Source organism: uncultured Roseobacter sp. (genome assembly GCF_947499265.1).
Lineage (GTDB): Bacteria > Pseudomonadota > Alphaproteobacteria > Rhodobacterales > Rhodobacteraceae > Roseobacter.
On the sequence record NZ_CANMNK010000001.1, the window covers coordinates 437,913 to 455,853 of the forward strand.

20 protein-coding genes are annotated in these 17,941 nt (G+C 59.3%); 16 read left to right on the top strand and 4 right to left on the bottom strand.

The annotated features are described in order from the left end of the window. The first annotated feature begins 5 nt into the window (after positions 1-5). From Q1A63_RS02160 to Q1A63_RS02180, 5 genes are all read left to right on the top strand, one after another. Positions 6-1,844 (top strand): ABC transporter ATP-binding protein, encoded by a 1,839-nt coding sequence (locus Q1A63_RS02160; RefSeq protein WP_298968862.1) that lies wholly within the window; start codon positions 6-8, stop codon positions 1,842-1,844. After that, positions 1,841-3,673: an ABC transporter ATP-binding protein gene (locus tag Q1A63_RS02165; protein ID WP_298968864.1), complete on the top strand. Its 1,833-nt coding sequence runs from the start codon at positions 1,841-1,843 to the stop codon at positions 3,671-3,673. Before Q1A63_RS02160 ends, Q1A63_RS02165 begins: the two co-directional genes overlap by 4 nt. Before the next feature lie 40 nt (positions 3,674-3,713). Continuing rightward, positions 3,714-4,943, top strand: a complete 1,230-nt coding sequence (locus Q1A63_RS02170) for an RsmD family RNA methyltransferase (protein ID WP_298968866.1) — start codon at positions 3,714-3,716, stop codon at positions 4,941-4,943. A 17-nt stretch (positions 4,944-4,960) separates the two neighbouring features. Further along, positions 4,961-5,740 (top strand): ion transporter, encoded by a 780-nt coding sequence (locus Q1A63_RS02175; RefSeq protein ID WP_298968868.1) that lies wholly within the window; start codon positions 4,961-4,963, stop codon positions 5,738-5,740. Positions 5,741-5,827: 87 nt separating this feature from the next. Then, positions 5,828-6,328 (top strand): L,D-transpeptidase family protein, encoded by a 501-nt coding sequence (locus Q1A63_RS02180; RefSeq protein WP_298968870.1) that lies wholly within the window; start codon positions 5,828-5,830, stop codon positions 6,326-6,328. Between the two features lie 3 nt (positions 6,329-6,331). Here the strand turns inward: Q1A63_RS02180 and Q1A63_RS02185 are convergent, their stop codons facing one another. Further along, positions 6,332-6,859, bottom strand: coding sequence for a CAP domain-containing protein (locus Q1A63_RS02185; protein WP_298968871.1), 528 nt, complete (start codon positions 6,857-6,859; stop codon positions 6,332-6,334). 166 nt (positions 6,860-7,025) lie between these two features. Between Q1A63_RS02185 and Q1A63_RS02190 the strand changes: the two genes are divergently transcribed. Further along, the gene (locus tag Q1A63_RS02190) at positions 7,026-7,637 is read left to right on the top strand and encodes a L,D-transpeptidase (RefSeq protein ID WP_298968873.1); all 612 of its coding nucleotides are present in this window, start codon (positions 7,026-7,028) and stop codon (positions 7,635-7,637) included. A 140-nt stretch (positions 7,638-7,777) separates the two neighbouring features. Further along, the gene (locus tag Q1A63_RS02195) at positions 7,778-7,954 is read left to right on the top strand and encodes a hypothetical protein (RefSeq protein WP_298968874.1); all 177 of its coding nucleotides are present in this window, start codon (positions 7,778-7,780) and stop codon (positions 7,952-7,954) included. Between the two features lie 79 nt (positions 7,955-8,033). Here the strand turns inward: Q1A63_RS02195 and hemH are convergent, their stop codons facing one another. Next, complete coding sequence (gene hemH, locus Q1A63_RS02200) at positions 8,034-9,104, bottom strand: ferrochelatase (protein WP_298968875.1); 1,071 nt, start codon at positions 9,102-9,104, stop codon at positions 8,034-8,036. 54 nt (positions 9,105-9,158) lie between these two features. Beyond that, a complete protein-coding gene (locus Q1A63_RS02205; protein ID WP_298968877.1) occupies positions 9,159-9,971 on the bottom strand; it encodes a methyltransferase domain-containing protein in 813 nt (270 codons plus the stop codon). Between the two features lie 15 nt (positions 9,972-9,986). Between Q1A63_RS02205 and Q1A63_RS02210 the strand changes: the two genes are divergently transcribed. Genes Q1A63_RS02210 through Q1A63_RS02225 form a run of 4 tightly spaced genes read left to right on the top strand, consistent with a single transcriptional unit; the run spans position 9,987 to position 12,288 of the window. Then, positions 9,987-10,718 (top strand): ComF family protein, encoded by a 732-nt coding sequence (locus tag Q1A63_RS02210; protein WP_298968879.1) that lies wholly within the window; start codon positions 9,987-9,989, stop codon positions 10,716-10,718. Between the two features lie 39 nt (positions 10,719-10,757). Continuing rightward, complete coding sequence (grxC, locus tag Q1A63_RS02215; protein ID WP_298968881.1) at positions 10,758-11,015, top strand: glutaredoxin 3; 258 nt, start codon at positions 10,758-10,760, stop codon at positions 11,013-11,015. Continuing rightward, the gene (locus tag Q1A63_RS02220) at positions 11,015-11,848 is read left to right on the top strand and encodes a carbon-nitrogen hydrolase family protein (protein ID WP_298968883.1); all 834 of its coding nucleotides are present in this window, start codon (positions 11,015-11,017) and stop codon (positions 11,846-11,848) included. The genes grxC and Q1A63_RS02220 overlap by 1 nt, the downstream gene beginning before the upstream one ends. Next, entirely contained in the window at positions 11,845-12,288 is a 444-nt protein-coding gene (locus tag Q1A63_RS02225; RefSeq protein ID WP_298968885.1) for a MarR family winged helix-turn-helix transcriptional regulator, read from the top strand. Before Q1A63_RS02220 ends, Q1A63_RS02225 begins: the two co-directional genes overlap by 4 nt. Here the strand turns inward: Q1A63_RS02225 and ubiG are convergent. Further along, positions 12,285-13,031: a bifunctional 2-polyprenyl-6-hydroxyphenol methylase/3-demethylubiquinol 3-O-methyltransferase UbiG gene (gene ubiG, locus Q1A63_RS02230; RefSeq protein ID WP_298968887.1), complete on the bottom strand. Its 747-nt coding sequence runs from the start codon at positions 13,029-13,031 to the stop codon at positions 12,285-12,287. The two genes, Q1A63_RS02225 and ubiG, sit on opposite strands and share 4 nt — an antisense overlap. Before the next feature lie 48 nt (positions 13,032-13,079). Between ubiG and pip the strand changes: the two genes are divergently transcribed. The 5 genes from pip (at position 13,080) to Q1A63_RS02255 (ending at position 17,932) form a co-directional block, all read left to right on the top strand. Then, positions 13,080-14,051 carry a prolyl aminopeptidase gene (gene pip, locus Q1A63_RS02235; RefSeq protein WP_298968888.1) on the top strand — a complete coding sequence of 324 codons (972 nt, stop codon included), beginning with the start codon at positions 13,080-13,082 and terminating at the stop codon, positions 14,049-14,051. Further along, positions 14,048-14,944, top strand: a complete 897-nt coding sequence (locus Q1A63_RS02240; protein ID WP_298968890.1) for an ABC transporter substrate-binding protein — start codon at positions 14,048-14,050, stop codon at positions 14,942-14,944. The genes pip and Q1A63_RS02240 overlap by 4 nt, the downstream gene beginning before the upstream one ends. A 134-nt stretch (positions 14,945-15,078) precedes the next feature. Continuing rightward, entirely contained in the window at positions 15,079-15,669 is a 591-nt protein-coding gene (rimP, locus tag Q1A63_RS02245) for a ribosome maturation factor RimP (protein ID WP_298968892.1), read from the top strand. Then, positions 15,670-17,289, top strand: a complete 1,620-nt coding sequence (nusA, locus tag Q1A63_RS02250) for a transcription termination factor NusA (RefSeq protein ID WP_298968894.1) — start codon at positions 15,670-15,672, stop codon at positions 17,287-17,289. 22 nt (positions 17,290-17,311) lie between these two features. After that, positions 17,312-17,932, top strand: a complete 621-nt coding sequence (locus Q1A63_RS02255) for an RNA-binding protein (protein ID WP_298969574.1) — start codon at positions 17,312-17,314, stop codon at positions 17,930-17,932. Positions 17,933-17,941: the final 9 nt, after the last annotated feature.

The window sequence follows — 17,941 nt, forward strand, 5'->3', positions numbered from 1 at the left end:
CTGTCATGTTCCGCTATTTTGAACGTCTTGTTGATCCCTACACCCCTTATGTGGAATCGGATAATCCGCCGCAACGGCTTTGGCCGTTCCTGTGGGAGTATTCGCAGCCCTTCAAAAAGGTCTTCTTCTGGGCCGGGCTGATGTCCGTCATTGTGGCTGGCATCGAGGTTGGTCTGATCTACTACATGGGTCGCGTCGTTGATCTTCTGGAAGGGGACCCCGCAGCATTCTGGAGCACTTATGGGCTCGAATTGGCCCTCGCAGCCCTCTTTATCCTGCTGGTGCGGCCCTTGCTGCAGGCGCTGGATGTGGCGATTCTGAACAACACCATCTTGCCGAATTTCGGCACATTAATCCGGTGGCGGGCCCACCGACAGGTGTTACGACAGTCGGTCGGCTGGTTTGAAAATGACTTCGCCGGACGGGTGGCCAATCGGATCATGCAGACCCCTCCGGCAGCGGGTGAGGTCGTGTTCCAGGTCTTTGATGCGATCTCCTTTTCGTTGGCCTATCTGTTGGGAGCGGCGATTTTGCTGTCCTCCTCTGACCCCCGGTTGCTGTTGCCGCTGGCGGGGTGGTTCGTGCTTTATATGCTGTTGTTGCGCTGGACGGTAAAGCGGGTCGGTCCGGCCTCGCAGGCGGCCTCGAACGCGCGGTCGCTGGTGACCGGCCGTGTTGTCGATGCTTATACGAATATCCATTCGGTCAAGATGTTTGCCCATCATGAGCAGGAGCTGGAATACGCCAAGGAAGCCATCGAGGAAACGCGCAAGACCTTCCAGAGGGAAATGCGGATTTTCACCGTGATGGACGTCACGTTGGTGATGCTGAACGGTCTGCTGATCATCGGTGTTGTGGGCTGGGCGATCCTGCTCTGGAGCCAGGGCGCGGCCAGTGTGGGCGTCGTTGCGGCGGCCACAGCACTGACCCTGCGGCTGAACGCCATGACGGGCTGGATCATGTGGGCGCTGACCACGTTTTTCCGCGAATTGGGCGTTGTGGCCGAAGGGATGGAGACGATTGCGCAGCCGATCACCCTGACCGATGCAAAGACCGCGACACCCCTGAAGCTCAGCGATGGCACGATCGAGATCAAAGAATTGTCGCATCACTATGGCCGCGGGTCCGGGGGTCTGGACCGGATCGATCTCACCATCCGCCGGGGTGAGAAAATCGGCCTTGTGGGGCGGTCCGGTGCGGGGAAATCCACGCTTGTGAAGCTGCTCTTGCGGTTCTACGATCCCGAAACCGGTCAGATCCTGATTGACGGGCAGGACATCACGCATGTCACGCAGGACAGTCTGCGTCTGGCCATCGGCATGGTGCAGCAGGACAGTTCGCTGCTGCACAGGTCGGTGCGTGACAACATCCGTTATGGCCGCGTTGGTGCCACAGAAGAGGCGGTCATCGCGGCCGCAAAACAGGCGCAGGCGCATGAGTTCATCCTGGATCTCGAAGATCCGGAGGGGCGCCGGGGCTATGACGCGCAGGTTGGCGAGCGGGGCGTGAAACTCTCTGGCGGTCAACGTCAGCGGGTGACATTGGCGCGGGTGATCCTCAAGGATGCGCCGATCCTGCTGCTGGACGAGGCCACCAGCGCGCTCGACAGCGAGGTGGAGGCCGCCATTCAGGATACGCTTTACGGCATGATGGAGGGTAAGACCGTGATCGCCATTGCCCACCGGCTGTCCACGATTGCGCAGATGGACCGCATCCTGGTGCTCGACCAGGGGCGGATTGTCGAAGATGGCAGCCATGACGCGCTTTTGGCACGCGGCGGGCTATATGCAGAATTCTGGGCCCGGCAGTCGGGCGGATTCCTGACAATTGAGGAGGCTTCGTGAGGATAGGAGACTTGATTGATGCGTTTCGTGCCGCCGAAGGTCCGCCGCCGCAAACACTTGGCGCTTTCATGCGCTGGTGCCTGTCAGGCTCCTGGCCCGCGCTCTGGCTGGCTGCGTTTTTCTCCGCCGCTGCCGGCGCGATGGAGGCGGGCACGGCGCTTATCCTCGGGCTGGTCATCGATGCCACGTCAAATGCGGGGCCGGAGGCGTTTTTTGACGGCGGCAATATTGGTCTGATCGTCGCTGCCGTGGGCTTCTTTCTGGTCGCACGCCCTGTGCTCTTTGGCCTCTCGGCCTCGGCAAATTCAATCATCGTCGGGCCCAATGTGAACCCGCTGGTGCTGTCACGTCTGCACCGCTGGACGCTGGGCCAGACGGTCGGGTTCTTTGACGACGATTTCGCAGGCCGGATTGCGCAAAAACAGATGCAGGCGGCCCGCGCCGTTACGGATGTGGTGGTGGAGGTGATCAACGTCGTGGCCTTTGCGCTGGCCTCGCTGGTCGGCTCGGTTTTGCTGCTGCTGGCCATCGATTGGCGGGTCGCGCTGGGTTTTGCGGTCTGGCTGGTCTTCTACTTCGTGATGATCAACTGGTTTTTACCGCGTGTCCGCCAACGATCTGCCGGGCGGGCCGCTGCGCGCGCCATGGTGTCGGGGCAGGTTGTCGATACGATCACCAATATCAAGACGGTCAAGCTCTTTGCCCATGCCGATCACGAAGACCGCGCGGCACTGGGCGCGATGCAGACCTTTCGGGCGCGGGCGCTGGAATTTGGCTATCTGGCGGCGGGGTTTCGCTTTGCACTGATGACGCTGGCCGGGCTGCTGCCGGTGCTGTTGCTTGGTGGAACGATTGTGCTCTGGCAGGCCGGGCAGGCGTCTCAGGGCGATATTGTCGCGGCAGGGGCGGTGGCGATCCGTATTGCGCAGATGACCGGTTGGGTCAGTTTTACGCTGATGGCGATCTATTCGAACATCGGCGAGATCGAAGACGGCATCCGCACGCTCACGCCGCGCAACCGGGTGGAGGATGACACGGATGCGAGGGGTCTAAACGTGCCAGAGGGAGAGATCGTGCTGCGCGATCTTGGCTTTGCCTACGGGCGGGACAAGGGCGGCGTGCAGGGGATTAACCTGACCATTCATCCGGGCGAAAAGCTGGGCATCGTCGGGGCGTCCGGCGTTGGCAAATCGACCCTCGTCGCCCTGCTGTTGCGGCTCTATGACGCCGAAGAAGGCGTGGTTGAGATCGACGGACAGGACATCACCGCCGTCACGCAGGAAAGCCTGCGGCGCAACATCGGCATGGTCACGCAGGAAACGGCGATGTTCAATCGGTCGGCTTTGGACAATATCATGTATGGCCGCCCCGATGCCACACCTGACGACGTGATCGCCGCGGCGAAAAAGGCAGAGGCGCATGAGTTCATTCAGGAGCTGGTCGATCATAGAGGGCGCACGGGCTATGACGCGCATCTGGGGGAGCGGGGGGTCAAGCTGTCCGGCGGGCAGCGGCAGCGGATTGCCCTGGCCCGCGCGATTCTGAAGGATGCGCCGGTTCTGGTGCTGGATGAGGCGACAAGCGCGCTCGACAGCGAGGTGGAGGCGTCGATTCAGGCAGCACTTGAGCGGGTCATGGAGGGTAAAACCGTTCTGGCCATTGCGCACCGCTTGTCGACGCTGACGGAGATGGACCGGATCATTGTGATGGACGCAGGCCGCATCGTTGAGAGCGGCAGCCACGATGCGCTGCTCGCCGAGGGTGGCCGCTACGCACAGTATTGGGAGCGGCAATCAGGCGGGTTCATCCGCACACAGGCCGCGGAATAGGGGCTTTTGCGCGGGCGCGTCCTGCCGTAAGCCAAGCGCCATGACAGAGATTACAATCAAGCGCCTCGGCCTTCAGGGGGACGGTGTTGCCGATGGTCCGATCTACGTGCCGCTGACCCTGCCCGGGGAAGTGGTGGAGGGGACAATCGACGGCACAGTGCTGCGCGATCCAAAGATCATCCAGCCCTCGGACCGCCGCGTTGCCGCCCCGTGTCGCCATTTCAAATCCTGTGGCGGTTGCCAGTTGCAGCACGCGGATGATGCATTTGTTGCCGCGTGGAAAGTGGAGGTGGTGCGCAAAGTGCTGGAAGCGCAAGGGGTAGAGACGGTTTTCAGGCCGATCCAAACCTCACCGCCACAGTCTCGCAGACGGGCGGGATTTGCCGCGCGCCGCACCAAGAAGGGCGCGATGGTCGGATTTCACGGGCGCGCGTCAGACACCATCATCGCGATTCCCGACTGCCAGCTGCTGGACCCGTTGGTGCTCGCGGGGGTTCCTGTCGCCGAAGCGCTGGCCGTGATCGGGGCGAGTCGCAAAACCGCCTTGTCCGTCCTGGTGACCACGACCAAAACCGGTCTGGACGTCGCCGTCACCCATGGCAAACCGTTGGACGGTCCTTTGCGGCAACAACTGGCGGCGGTCTGCGATCAGTTTGGCCTTGCGCGACTGTCCTGGGACGCAGAAGTTGTGGCCATGCAATCACCGCCCGTGCACATGCTGGACGGTGCCCAGGTTACGCCACCGCCGGGCGCATTCCTGCAGGCAACGGCGCATGGTGAAGCAGCCCTCACCCAGGCGGTGCAAGAGATCGTGCAAGAGGCGCGTCAGGTGATCGATCTCTTTGCCGGTTGCGGGACGTTTTCGCTGCCGCTGGCCCGGCGTGCAGAAGTGCATGCGGTGGAGGGTGATGCAGAGATGGTCGCGGCGCTGGATCAGGGCTGGCGGATGGCGCAGGGGTTAAAAACCGTCACGACAGAAGCGCGGGACCTCTTTCGCCGACCGCTGATGCCGGATGAGATGCGCAAGGCGCAGGCCGTGGTGCTGGATCCGCCGCGCGCCGGGGCCGAGGCGCAGATTGCCGAACTGGCGCGGTCCAAGATCCCGCGCATTGCCTATGTTTCGTGCAATCCGGTGACATTTGCGCGGGATGCGCAAACCTTGGTAAACGCAGGCTTTACTCTTGATTGGGTACAGGTTGTGGATCAATTCCGCTGGTCCGCGCATGTGGAGCTTGCCGCCAGCTTCACCGCATCCCATATGCGCGGATAGCTTACGAGGAGACGCAGATGAGTTTGCGCCAAAAACTGGATGTCTGGCTGGACCAGCCATGGGTGATCAACCTGGTGATGGGGGTGATCGTGTTCAACGCGATCCTGCTCGGCATGGAAACCTCGCCCGAGATGATGGCGCGGGCCGGTGGCATCATCGTTGCGCTGGACACCGCATGCCTTGGGTTCTTCGTTGCTGAAATTCTGCTGAAGATCTTCGCGCGCGGGACGAAGTTTTTCCGCAGCGGCTGGAACTTATTTGATCTCGCCATTGTCGGGGCGGCCCTCGTGCCGGGATCGCAAACCATGTCCGTGTTGCGGGCGCTGCGGATCTTGCGGGTGCTGCGAGTCATCTCAGTGGCGCCGCGTCTGCGCCGCGTGGTCGAAGGCTTCGTGACCGCGCTGCCCGGCATGGCCAGCGTCTTTCTGTTGATGGCGATCATTTTCTACATCGGTGCGGTCATCGCCACCAAGCTCTTTGCTGCCAGTTTTCCGGAGTGGTTCGGCTCCCTGCCGCTCAGCGGATATACCTTGTTCCAGATCATGACGCTGGAAAGCTGGTCCATGGGCATCGTGCGCCCGGTGATGGAGGTGTATCCCTACGCCTGGGTATTCTTTGTGCCCTTCATCATGATCACGACCTTCGCGGTGGTGAACCTGCTGGTCGGTTTGATCGTGAATTCGATGCAGGATGCGCATCAGGAAGAGGCGGGTGCGGTTACCGATGCCTACCGGGATGAGGTTCTGACGCGCCTGATCGCAATTGAGAAACATCTGGAGGAAAAAACGCGTTCCTGACAAAGTTGTGAGGTTGATTAACCTTTCATCCATGGTACCTGTGCAAAAAAGAGCAGAACGTCGAAAAGACATACGGGACAGCAGAAAATGCGTCGCAGAGATTTGATTTTATCAACCGCCGCCGCCGTGGCGTTGGCCGGTTGTTCAGGCAGTTCGAAATTTCGTCGATATGACGGTCCAGATGTGACCTTTGTCGTGGTGAACAAGGGCCAGCGGCGCATGCATCTGTTGCATCATGTATCGTTGCTGAAAAGCTATGATATCAATCTGGGGTTTGCGCCCATCGGCCACAAGCAGATCGAAGGAGACGGGCGCACGCCGGAAGGGGTCTACCGGATCGACCGCCGCAACCCAAATTCGCAGTTCCATCTTTCATTGGGCATTTCATACCCCAATGTGAACGATGTGGCGGCGGCCAAGGCGATGGGCAAATCCGCTGGTGGTGACATCTTTATCCACGGTCAAAAGAACCCGTTCAGAGCGGACAAGAAGGATTGGACATGGGGCTGTATCGCCGTCTCCAACGATGAGATGGAAGAGATTTACGCGATGGTTCCAAACGATACCCTGATCGCTCTGAACCCCTGAAATCTAGACTGCGCCGGCACCAGCACTCAAACCGGTGCTGCCGGTGACCATGGTCCACCAGATCTTGCCATTGGTCTCCTGAAACCAGGCAAACCCCATCTGCGTTGCATCGGGCGACAACACAACACGGCGGGTGTCGGGCTGTTCCATCCAGGCGGCCAGTGTTTCCAATTCGGACTCGTAGGTTTCGGAGATGTTTTCGCCGACCAGCGTGCCCTGATACCCAACGCGTTGTGCCCGATCAATGGGCGATGAGCCGTCAGATCCGAAATGCCAGGGGCGATTCTGGATCGACATGTCGCGCGAATGGGTTGCGGCGGCAGCGTTCAGTTGCGGGTTCAGCTCCAGCGGTGCCTGCCCGGAGGCGCTGCGCAGCGCATTGACCGCATCCAGCATGCGGAACTGTATCTTTCCGGTATCGCTCCTACCGATTCGATAGATGTTGGCTGATCCATCGTTGAACGACCCCGAAGACCCGCAAGCGGCCAAAGCCAGGCCCATTACCAGAAAAATCGAAAACAAACGGATCATTTTGCACTCCTTAAGCGTTACTTTACCGAATATATTGCAATGCGTTGTAATTCAAACGCACATCAGCGACTGAGTGCCATATGACAAGTGTTTGATTTGCGACTGCGACTTTCGCGCAATAAAATGCGTGAAATTCCCTACCAGCCTGTACTTATGGAGGCATCTGATGTCTGACAAACGTTTCCAATTACCCAGCCGCCGTTCCTTTTTAGCGGGCAGCGCTGCCATGCTTGCCACACCAGCGATCGCGCAAGACGCGGCATCGGTCAACTCATCCGCAACCACGCAAGTGGAGCGCGATTTGACGGAAGTGGTGCGCCGTAACATTTCCAGCTTCCGGACGCTGGACTGGCAGCCCTATTTTTCCAATCTGAACAATGGCGCCATTCTGGTCGATATCGACAGCCGTGCGCTGCACTATTGGGCCGAGGACGAAAGCTTTTACAAGCTATACCCCTCCAGCGTGCCGCTGACCGAAGACCTGACGCGCCGTGGCCGGACAAAAGTGATCCGCAAGGTCGAGGGCCCAAGCTGGCGCCCGACACCCTCAATGCTCAAGCGAAATCCGGAGTGGCCAGAATTCATCGGGCCCGGCCCGGACAACCCGATGGGGACGCATGCGCTCTATCTGAGCTGGACCTATTATCGCATCCACGGCACCCACGATACGCGCAAAATCGGGCGCCAATCGTCCAATGGATGCATCGGTCTGTACAACGAGCATATTTCCGAACTCTTCGCGCTTTCGAAGGTCGGAACACAAGTGTTGCTTATTTGACGACATCACAATTCATCTGAGAATTGAATTCCGAATCCGGTTGGCAATGGCATAGGTATGATGCTTTACAATCAGTTACGAGGTAAGTCTTGGGTGCGTGCTATCGCTTTGCGTGGCACGCCGTTTCTGGAGGTTATGATATGAAAAAACTCGTTCTCGCAGCTGCTCTGACAGCCGCCGCATCGACAGCTTACGCAGGTTCGCTTGCCGAGCCAGTTGTTGAAGCACCAGTTATTGTTGAAGAAGCAGAAAGCTCGTCCGCAGGCGTGCTGCTGCCAATCCTTCTTCTGATCATTGCTGCTGCAGCACTCAGCTAATTAGCTGCGTTCATGCAAAGACACTAAAAGGCGGCGTATTGCGCCGCCTTTTTACGTTCCGGATCGGCAGTGACGGGCCTTAGCCGATCCAGCCTTTGAGATTGTCGTCGATGACATTCGACAGCGCATGGATATGCGTGTCATCATCGTTCAGGCAGGGGATGTAGGTGAAGTTTTCGCCGCCCGCCTCTTCAAAGCTTTCCTTGATCTCTTCGTTGATCTCTTCAAGCGTTTCGATACAGTCGGCGGAAAAGGCAGGCGCACAGACAGCGATGTTCTTTTTCCCGGCCTCCGCCAGTCTCGCAACCTCCTCGACGGTATAGGGCTGCAGCCACTCTTCGGGACCGAATTTGGATTGGAACGTGGTGGTGATTTCCGTGTCCTCCCACCCAAGCCGTTCCTTCAGCAGCCGCGTCGTCTTCTGGCATTGGCAATGATAGGGGTCGCCTTCCATCAGATAGCGAATGGGCACACCGTGATAGGAACAGACCAGAATGTCGGGCTTGGTTTCCATCCGCGCATATGCGCGCTCAATCGATTGCGCAAGCGCCTCGATATAGTCCGGGCGATCAAAATACGGCTCCACGGTTCGGGTCACCGGCTGCCACTTCTCATAGGTCAACGCGCGGAAGAATTCATCATTTGCGGTCGCCGAGGTTGCCCCAGCGTAGTGTGGATAAAGTGGGAAAAACAATATCTTACGGCATCCTGCGGCGGTCATTTCAGCAACTTTTGACCGCGTCGATGGATTGCCATACCGCATGCAGAAATCGACCATGACCTCATCGCCGTGACGCTTGTGCATCTCGGTCGTGATCTTGGCGGCCTGCGCCTTGGTGATGGTCATCAGGGGGCTTTCACCCTCGGCCTCGTTCCAGATGGATTTATAGGCGGCACCGCTGGAAAACGGGCGTTTGCTGAGGATGATCAACTGCAGCAGCGGCTGCCAGATCCAGGGGCTGTAATCGATCACGCGGCGATCCGAGAGGAATTCGTTCAGGTAGCGCCGCATCGACCAGTAATCGTAGTTGTCGGGCGTTCCCAGATTGGCCAGCAAAATTCCCACCTTTGGCGTCGCAATCGCAGGGTGATCGTCCTTGGCATGAGCCGGGCGAACCGTCACGGGCGCAGAGGCGCTGCTGTCCAGCATATATTGATCCTTGTGAAGCAGTTTGAGCCTGAGATAGACGGTTTTGCGCGGGCGTCAATCGGGCAAAGGGGTTTCAGGAACGGCGAGTGCGTCGGCGAGCCGCTGTTTTGCGGATCCGGGCCGCAGGGGTTTTTGCTGGCTCTCGTCCGGCGCCCAGCCCGTCAGGAAAACCATCTCGAAGGTCGCTCTGACGCGCCCATCCTGCGTTGAAAAGTGGTCTCTATAAAGACGTGTGGTCTCTTCAAAGAGTTGTCGGGACCCGTTGGTACGCTGCCGCGCGGCAAGTGCGTTGGCCTCACCCATGGCGCGCAGATCACGCATCAGATGCCAGGCGTCGCGATATTCGACGTCCAAACTGAGACCATCCGCCACAGGTAAGGCGAGCCCCGCGCGTTGCAGCAGAGCGCCCAGATCGCGAATCTCTCCCATGGGCGCGATGCGGGGGGACAACCCACCCGATACCGCGATTTCGGCCTGTCCAAGGCAGCTGCGCAATTCCTCCAGCGTCCGACCCCCGAGGCAAGCGACGATCAATAGCCCGTCTGGTTTCAGGGCGCGGCGACATTGAATCAGTTGCCCGACGGGATCATTAGCCCAATGCAAGCCCATGGCATGGATCACTAAATCATGCGCCTGTTCCGACAGGGCCAGCGTTTCTGCATCGGGGCAAATCCGGGCATCCGACATGCGCCCGGCCCAGACCTGGTGAAAAGGTGTCACGATGGCGGGTTTCGTAAACGACCTGTTAACCATGCCCAGGCGATCCTGGATTTCGTCCGCTGCGGCCTCCTGCAAAAAGAAGGTGGAGGCGCGGGCGCGGTGCAGGTGAAGCGCATGGGTATCGGTCAGCGGAGCGGGTGTGGTCATGAATGGGAGAATAGGGTGTCGGAACTAAGTTTTCAAACAGCGGTCTCGCTGATTTATCCGCCGCGGTGTCTGGGATGTGGCGGCAAGGTGATGAGCGACTTTGGCCTGTGTGGGCCTTGCTGGCGCGACACGTTGTTTATCGGCGGATCGATCTGCGATTGTTGTGGTGCGCCACTGCCGGGTGACGACAGGGCGGATACACTAAAATGTGATGACTGCATCAAGACGCCGCGGCCCTGGAAAAGCGGCAGGTCCGCCCTGATCTACAAGAACAACGGTCGGCGGCTGGTGCTTGCCCTGAAACACGGTGACCGACAAGAAATCGCTACACCTGCCGCCAAGTGGATGGCGCAGGCCATCTCCGATATTCCGCAGGACAACATGATCATCGCGCCGGTGCCCCTGCATTGGACGCGGATGGTGAAACGCCGCTACAATCAGTCGGCGTTATTGGCGCAAGCCCTTGCAAAACAAACCGGTTTACCCGTTTGTCCCGATTTGTTGATGCGCCAGAAACGTACCAAGCCCATGGAAGGCATGACCAAAGAAGTGCGGTTTTCCTCGGTGAAGGGCGCGATCTCCATCCATCCGCGCCGTCGGCACCGTCTGGTCGCGCGCCCGGTTCTGATCGTGGATGATGTTCTCACGTCCGGGGCGACCTTGGCGGCATCCGCGGATGCCTGCATTGCAGCAGGCTCAGGTCCGGTATACGTCGTCACCCTAGCGCGCGCGGTCAAGGATGCCTAAGTTCCGTCCCAACGCCGCGTGGATCAAGGATCGGAAGACATGCAGAACGTCGAAATTTACACATCACCCCTTTGCGGGTTCTGTCACGCAGCCAAACGCCTGCTGAAACAAAAAGGCGTGAAATTCGCTGAAGTGGACGTCTGGGCGAACCCGGATCGCAAGCCCGAGATGATCCAACGCGCCAGTGGTGGCCGCACGGTGCCACAAATTTTTGTGGGTGAGACCCATGTCGGTGGCTGTGACGATCTATATGCGCTGGAGCGCGCTGGCAAACTTGACGCCCTTCTGGCGGCCTGATGAAAACGGCGCTGCTGCAGCTGAACGTATCAGATGACCCGGTGGCCAACCTTGAGGTGACGCTGGGCTATTTTCGTCAGGCAGTGGCTGAGGGGGCTGAATTCATTCTGACGCCGGAGGTCACCAATTGCGTGTCCACCAGCCGCAAACATCAGAATGAGGTCCTGCAGCACGAAGCGGATGACATCACGCTGGCCGCTTTGCGTGCGGAAGCGCAGGCGCAGGGTGTCTGGCTGCTGATCGGGTCGTTGGGATTGAAAACTGGCGATGCGGACGCTCGTTTTGCCAACCGCTCCTTCATGATCTCGCCGCAGGGGGAGATCACGGGAAGATACGATAAAATCCACATGTTCGATGTCTCCGTGACGCCGGAGGAGACCTGGCGCGAATCCGAAGGATACCGCCCCGGAACGCAGGCAGTGGTGGCGCAGACCTCTTTTGCGCCCGTGGGCATGACCGTTTGCTATGATGTGCGGTTTCCGAAACTGCACGCAGCGCTCGCCAATGCCGACGCGCAGATCCTGACCGTGCCTGCGGCGTTTTCGCCGGTTACGGGGGCTGCGCATTGGCACACCTTGCTGCGGGCGCGTGCCATTGAAACGGGCTGTTACGTGCTCGCGCCCGCACAGACCGGCACGCATGCTAGTGCTGCGCATAAAACGCGGCGGACTTACGGGCATTCGCTGGTGGTGACCCCCTGGGGAGAGGTCCAAATGGACGCAGGTGTGGTGCCTGGCGTTTACACGACAGACCTCGATATGGGAGAAGTGGCCAAGGCGCGAAGCCGTGTGCCCAGCTTAGAGAATGCGCGCCCCTTTGATGGACCGGGATGAACGAAGACAGAAATGCTCTGGCAATTGCGCTTTTCAGCGAAGTGCTCGCCGCCGATCAAATGGTGCGCGCGCGCCTGAGTAGTGTCCTGCCCAAAGGCATGGAAATCTCGCATTTTTCGGTTCTGAATCACCTGGCGCGCAACATGGTGGAACGCACGCCCGCGCAATTGGCAGAGACGTTTCACGTCACGCGCGGGGCGATGACCAACACGCTGAGCAAGCTTGAATGGGCCGGATACGTACACATTCGCCCCGATTGGGATGACGCACGGCGCAAGATGGTCGCGATCAGCCCGGCGGGTCGGCAGGCACGGGATCAGGCCGTGGGCTCAATCACGCCGGTGATCAATCAGGTGGTGGAAAAGCTGGGCGATGAAAAGGTGCGGGAGGCGCTGCCAATACTCCGGGAGCTGCGTTTGCGCTTGAGCGAAAAGCCCTAAGCAGGCTTCAGGCTCGCGGTGACGTAGTTCACGCTCAGATCCCGATCCGACAAACGCCAGGACCAGGTCAGCGGGTTGAAAACAAACCCTTTGCGATCCACCGGATCGAGCCCCGCATCCTGCATCAGATCGTAAAGCTCATCGGGGGTGATGAATTTCGACCATTCATGCGTGCCTTTGGGCAGCCAGCGCATCACATGTTCCGCGCCGATGATCGCCATCATGTAGGATTTCGGGTTCCGGTTGAGCGTCGAGCAAATGTGCAGCCCGCCGGGTTTCAGCAGTTTGCGGCAGGCGATCAGGTAGTCGATGGGCGACGCCACATGTTCAACCACTTCCATATTCAGTACGACATCGAATTGTTCGCCCGCCTCGGCCATATCCTCCGCCGTGGTATGGCGGTAATCGATGTCCAGTCCGGATTGCTCTGCATGGATGCGCGCGACCGGAATATTGCGCTCGGCGGCATCGGCCCCCACCACTTCTGCACCAAGCCGCGCCATGGGTTCCGCCAACAGCCCGCCGCCGCAGCCGATGTCGAGGATGCGCAGGCCCGCAAACGGCTTGGCGGTTTTCAGGTCTCGGTCGAATTCTCCGGCGATCTGGGTGGTGATATAGTCCAACCGGCAGGGGTTGAGCATGTGCAACGGCTTGAATTTACCGTTCTCGTCCCACCATTCCGCAGCCATCGCCTCGAATTTCGCGATTTCCGAGGGGTCAACAGTGGTTTGAGGCGCTTGCATTCTCATCTCCATATGCTCAAGTGCGTATTCGTATGATATAGGCCTGTAATGGACAAATTCTCGGACCAAAAGCGCGCAGTACAATATCTGTACCCGCCGATCGATCCTTTCGATCAGCGAATGCTCGACGTGGGCCAGGGTCACAAGGTCTATGTGGAGCAATGCGGTAACCCAAACGGCATTCCGGTGATCGTGCTGCACGGGGGCCCGGGCGGGGGATGCAGCCCGGCGATGCGGCGGTATTTCGATCCCGAAGTCTATCGGGTGATTCTTTTTGATCAGCGCGGCTGCGGCAGGTCCCGGCCTCATGCCAGCGTGACGCACAATACGACATGGCATCTTGTAGCGGATATCGAAACAATCCGCCGCGAAATGGACATCGAGCATTGGATCGTCTTTGGCGGCAGTTGGGGGGCGACGCTGGCGTTGATTTATGCGCAATCGCATCCCGATCACGTGCGCCACATTGTGTTGCGCGGTGTGTTCCTGATGACCCAGCGCGAGCTTGACTGGTTTTACGGTGGCGGTGCCGGTCGGTTCTGGCCCGAGGTCTGGGCGCGGTTTACGGCGTTGATCCCTGAAGACGAACAGGGTGACCTGATCGAAGCCTATCGGCGCCGGTTGTTCTCGGGTGACATTGCGCTGGAGACGCGGTTTGCCAAGGCGTGGTCAGCCTGGGAAAACGCGCTGGCCTCGATTCATTCCTCCGGTTCAACCGGTGAAAGTCCCGGAGAATATGCGCGGGCCTTCGCACGGCTGGAAAATCATTATTTCTCAAACGCGGGTTTCCTGGATTTCGATGGTCAGATTCTCGCGCATGTGGGGCGGATCGCCCATATCCCCGGCGTGATTGTGCAGGGTCGCTATGATATGATCTGCCCGCCCGACAGCGCCTATGCGCTGGCGGAGGCTTGGGATCATTGTGAGCTGAAGATGGTGCGCAACGCCGGGCACGCCCTGTCGGAGCCGGGCATCAGCGCGGAACTGGTGCGCACCATGGATCGGATCGGCGGCAGATGAGCGCACGGCGGCCCCATATCGACAGACGGGCGCTTTTTGCCTCCGGTGCTGCCGCGGCCTTGCTGGCCGCCACCGGGCTTTCGGCGCAGACCGCACCGCAACAAGGCGGCAGGTTGCGCATGGCCTTGTCCGGCGCCTTGCGCAGCGACCGCTTTGATACCCGTGACCAACAGGGACTGTTCATGCAGGTCGCAACAGTGGGCGCGGCCTTTGAGACCCTCACCGAGGTTGCCGCAGACGGTACTCTGCGCGGCGAGCTTGCGACGCAGTGGCAAGGCAGTGCGGATGCGCGCGTCTGGGAGTTCCGCCTGCGCAAGGATGTGATTTTTCACAACGGCAAAACGTTCACCGCCGACGATGTGGTGGCCTCCTTCGCGCTGCACGCCGAAACCATCCTGTCGGACATTGACCGCATCGAGACACCGGGCACCCATCGGCTGAAAATCACCCTGTCTGATGCGGATGCGGATTTCCCCTATCGGCTCAGCGGGCCGCAGATGGTCATCTACCCCGGCGACAACATCGAGGACGCCATGGCACATGGCATTGGGACCGGCCTCTACCGGACGCATCGGTTTCTGCCCGGTCGGCAATTTGTCGGTCACCGCGTCGATGGGCATTACAAGGATGGTCAGGCGGGCTGGTTCGACAGTGTCGAGCTGGTATCGCTGCCCGCAGACACCGTTCGTGCCGAAGCGTTGCGGGATCATTTTGTCGATGCGGTCGATCTGACCCATTCGGCGGACCTGGGGGTTTTGAAAGAGATCACCCTGCTGCCCGAAGAGCACTTCATGACCTGTGCCGTCCGCAACGAAATCGCCCTGCCGCAGAGCATTGGCACGCGCTGGCCGCTGGACAATCTGCGGGCCGCGGAACGGTGGTGGATCACGTAACGCGATCGGGGGTTGCAGACTCAGTCCGCCATGCGTATATCCTGCGATAACAGCGGCGCGTTCGGGTCCACACCAAACGCACCACCGAAACACGATACGGGCCGCGCGCCCGTTTTTTTGTGCCTGAAAGCCTGATGACCAACGATCTGATTGCAAAAGCTGCCATTGACCGCCGCATGGCCGAGATCATCACCCCGGTGATCGAGGATATGGGGTTTGAACTGGTGCGTGTGCGCCTGATGTCTGGCAAATCGACAATCCTGCAGATCATGGCGGATAAGCCCGAGGGCGGCATCGAGGTTGATGATTGTGCCGAGATCAGCCAGGCGGTAAGTGCTATCCTGGATGTCGAAGACCCCATTCTGGACGAATACACGCTGGAGGTTTCCAGCCCCGGGATCGACCGTCCCCTGACGCGGCTCAAGGATTTCGAGATGTTCGAGGGCTATGAGGCCAAGATTGAAACAGGCGAGATGATTGACGGCCGCCGCCGATTCAAAGGGGAACTGGCAGGGATTGAGGATGACGAAGTTCTGATCAATGTCGCGGAAGGCACGATTGGCCTGAAGTTCGACTGGCTCAGCGACGCCAAGCTGGTGCTGACGGATGATCTGATCAAGGAAATGCTGCGCCAGCGCAAGGCGAGCGGTGCAATTGACGAAACGAAGTTTGACGAAATTTCCGATGAGGTAGACACGGATATTTCCGCTGAGGGAGACCCATAAATGGCAATTACATCTGCAAACCAGCTTGAGCTGTTGCAAACCGCTGAGGCTGTGGCCCGCGAAAAGATGATCGACCCCAATCTGGTGGTTGAGGCGATGGAAGAATCGCTCGCCCGTGCGGCGAAGTCCCGCTACGGCGCAGAGATGGACATTCGTGTGGCCATCGACCGCAAGACAGGCCGCGCCACGTTTACCCGCGTGCGCACCGTGGTCGAAGATGAAGAGCTGGAAAACTACCAGGCCGAGTTCACCGTGGAACAGGCCAAGCAATATCTGGATGACCCCAAGATCGGTGACACCTTTGTCGAGGAAGTCCCGCCTGTGGAAATGGGCCGGATCGCCGCGCAATCGGCCAAGCAGGTCATCCTGCAAAAGGTCCGCGAAGCTGAGCGGGACCGTCAGTTCGAAGAGTTCAAGGATCGCGCCGGCACGATCATCAATGGTCTGGTCAAGCGCGAAGAATATGGCAACGTCATCGTCGATGTGGGCGCCGGTGAGGCGATCCTGCGCCGCAATGAGAAAATCGGCCGTGAAAGCTACCGCCCGAACGACCGGATCCGCGTCTACATCAAGGATGTGCGCCGTGAGCAGCGTGGGCCGCAGATTTTCCTCAGCCGCACCGCGCCGGAATTCATGGCCGAGCTTTTCAAGATGGAAGTGCCTGAAATTTATGACGGCATCATCGAGATAAAGGCGGTTGCCCGCGATCCCGGAAGCCGCGCGAAGATTGCCGTGATTTCCTATGACAACTCGATTGACCCTGTGGGGGCTTGCGTCGGGATGCGTGGCTCTCGCGTGCAGGCGGTTGTGAACGAGCTGCAGGGTGAGAAAATCGACATCATCCCGTGGAACGAAGATCAGCCGACCTTCCTTGTGAACGCTTTGCAGCCTGCAGAGGTCAGCAAGGTGGTTCTCGACGAAGAAGCCGGAAAGATCGAAGTTGTCGTGCCCGAAGAGCAGCTAAGCCTCGCCATTGGCCGTCGTGGTCAGAACGTGCGTCTGGCGTCACAGTTGACGGGCCTCGACATCGACATCATGACCGAGGAGCAGGAAAGCGCGCGCCGTCAGGCCGAGTTCGAACTGCGCACCAAGCTCTTTGTCGACAACCTCGATCTCGATGAATTCTTTGCCCAGCTGTTGGTGTCCGAAGGATTCTCCAACCTCGAAGAGGTTGCCTATGTCGAGATTGACGAGCTGTTGGTCATCGATGGCGTGGACGAAGACACCGCCAACGAATTGCAGGCCCGTGCCCGCGATGTGATTGAGGCGCAGAACAAAGCGGCCCTTGAAAATGCCCGTGCCCTGGGTGTTGAGGACAGCCTGGTTGAATTTGAGGGTCTGACACCCCAAATGATTGAGGCGCTGGCCAAGGATGATGTGAAGACATTGGAAGACTTCGCAACCTGCGCGGATTGGGAACTGGCCGGGGGCTGGACCACAACCGATGGCGAGCGCACCAAGGACGATGGCGTTCTGGAACCCTTCGACGTGTCACTGGAAGAAGCGCAGACCATGATCATGACCGCGCGGGTGATGCTGGGCTGGGTCGATCCTGCGGATCTTGAGGCGGATGCCGAAGAAGAGCTGGACGCTGAAGAAACGGAGGAAGCCGAGGTCTGATTTCAGGCCTCGGGGTCTCCTGATGGGTCGCGGTGGCGCTCCCAAAGACCGCGCAGACGGTCCCGAACGCAAGTGCATTGCCACGGGCGAGGTGCAGCCAAAATTTGGGCTGATCCGTTTTGTTGCTGGCCCGGAGGGGCAGATTGTCCCGGATGTTCTGGGAAAACTGCCGGGACGCGGAATTTATGTGGCAGCAGACTGCGTCGCGTTGGAAACGGCCTTGAAAAAGCGCCTGTTTGCCCGTGGCGCAAAACAGCCGGTCACGGTGCCGGATGATTTGGTGGCAGAGGTTGAGCGGCAACTGGTGCGGCGCGTGGTGGAGCTGATTTCGCTTCAGCGCAAGTCGGGTAAGGCGGTTGCCGGATATGAAAAGGTAAAAAACTGGCTTCAGATTGAAGAAGCCGAGGTTCTGATTCAGGCATTAGACGGGTCAGGCCGGGGAAAATCAAAACTGAGTACGCCCCACTATGGGTCGTACATTGGCTGTTTGACAGCGGATGAATTGGGTTTGGCATTTGGGCGTCAAACTGTGATACATGGGGCGCTCGCCTCTGGTGGACTCACGCAACGTGTTGTAGAGGAAGCCAACCGACTTAAAGGCGTGCGCGTAAAGGAGGGTGGCAGCGGCCACTCGAAAGGATAGACGAGCTTC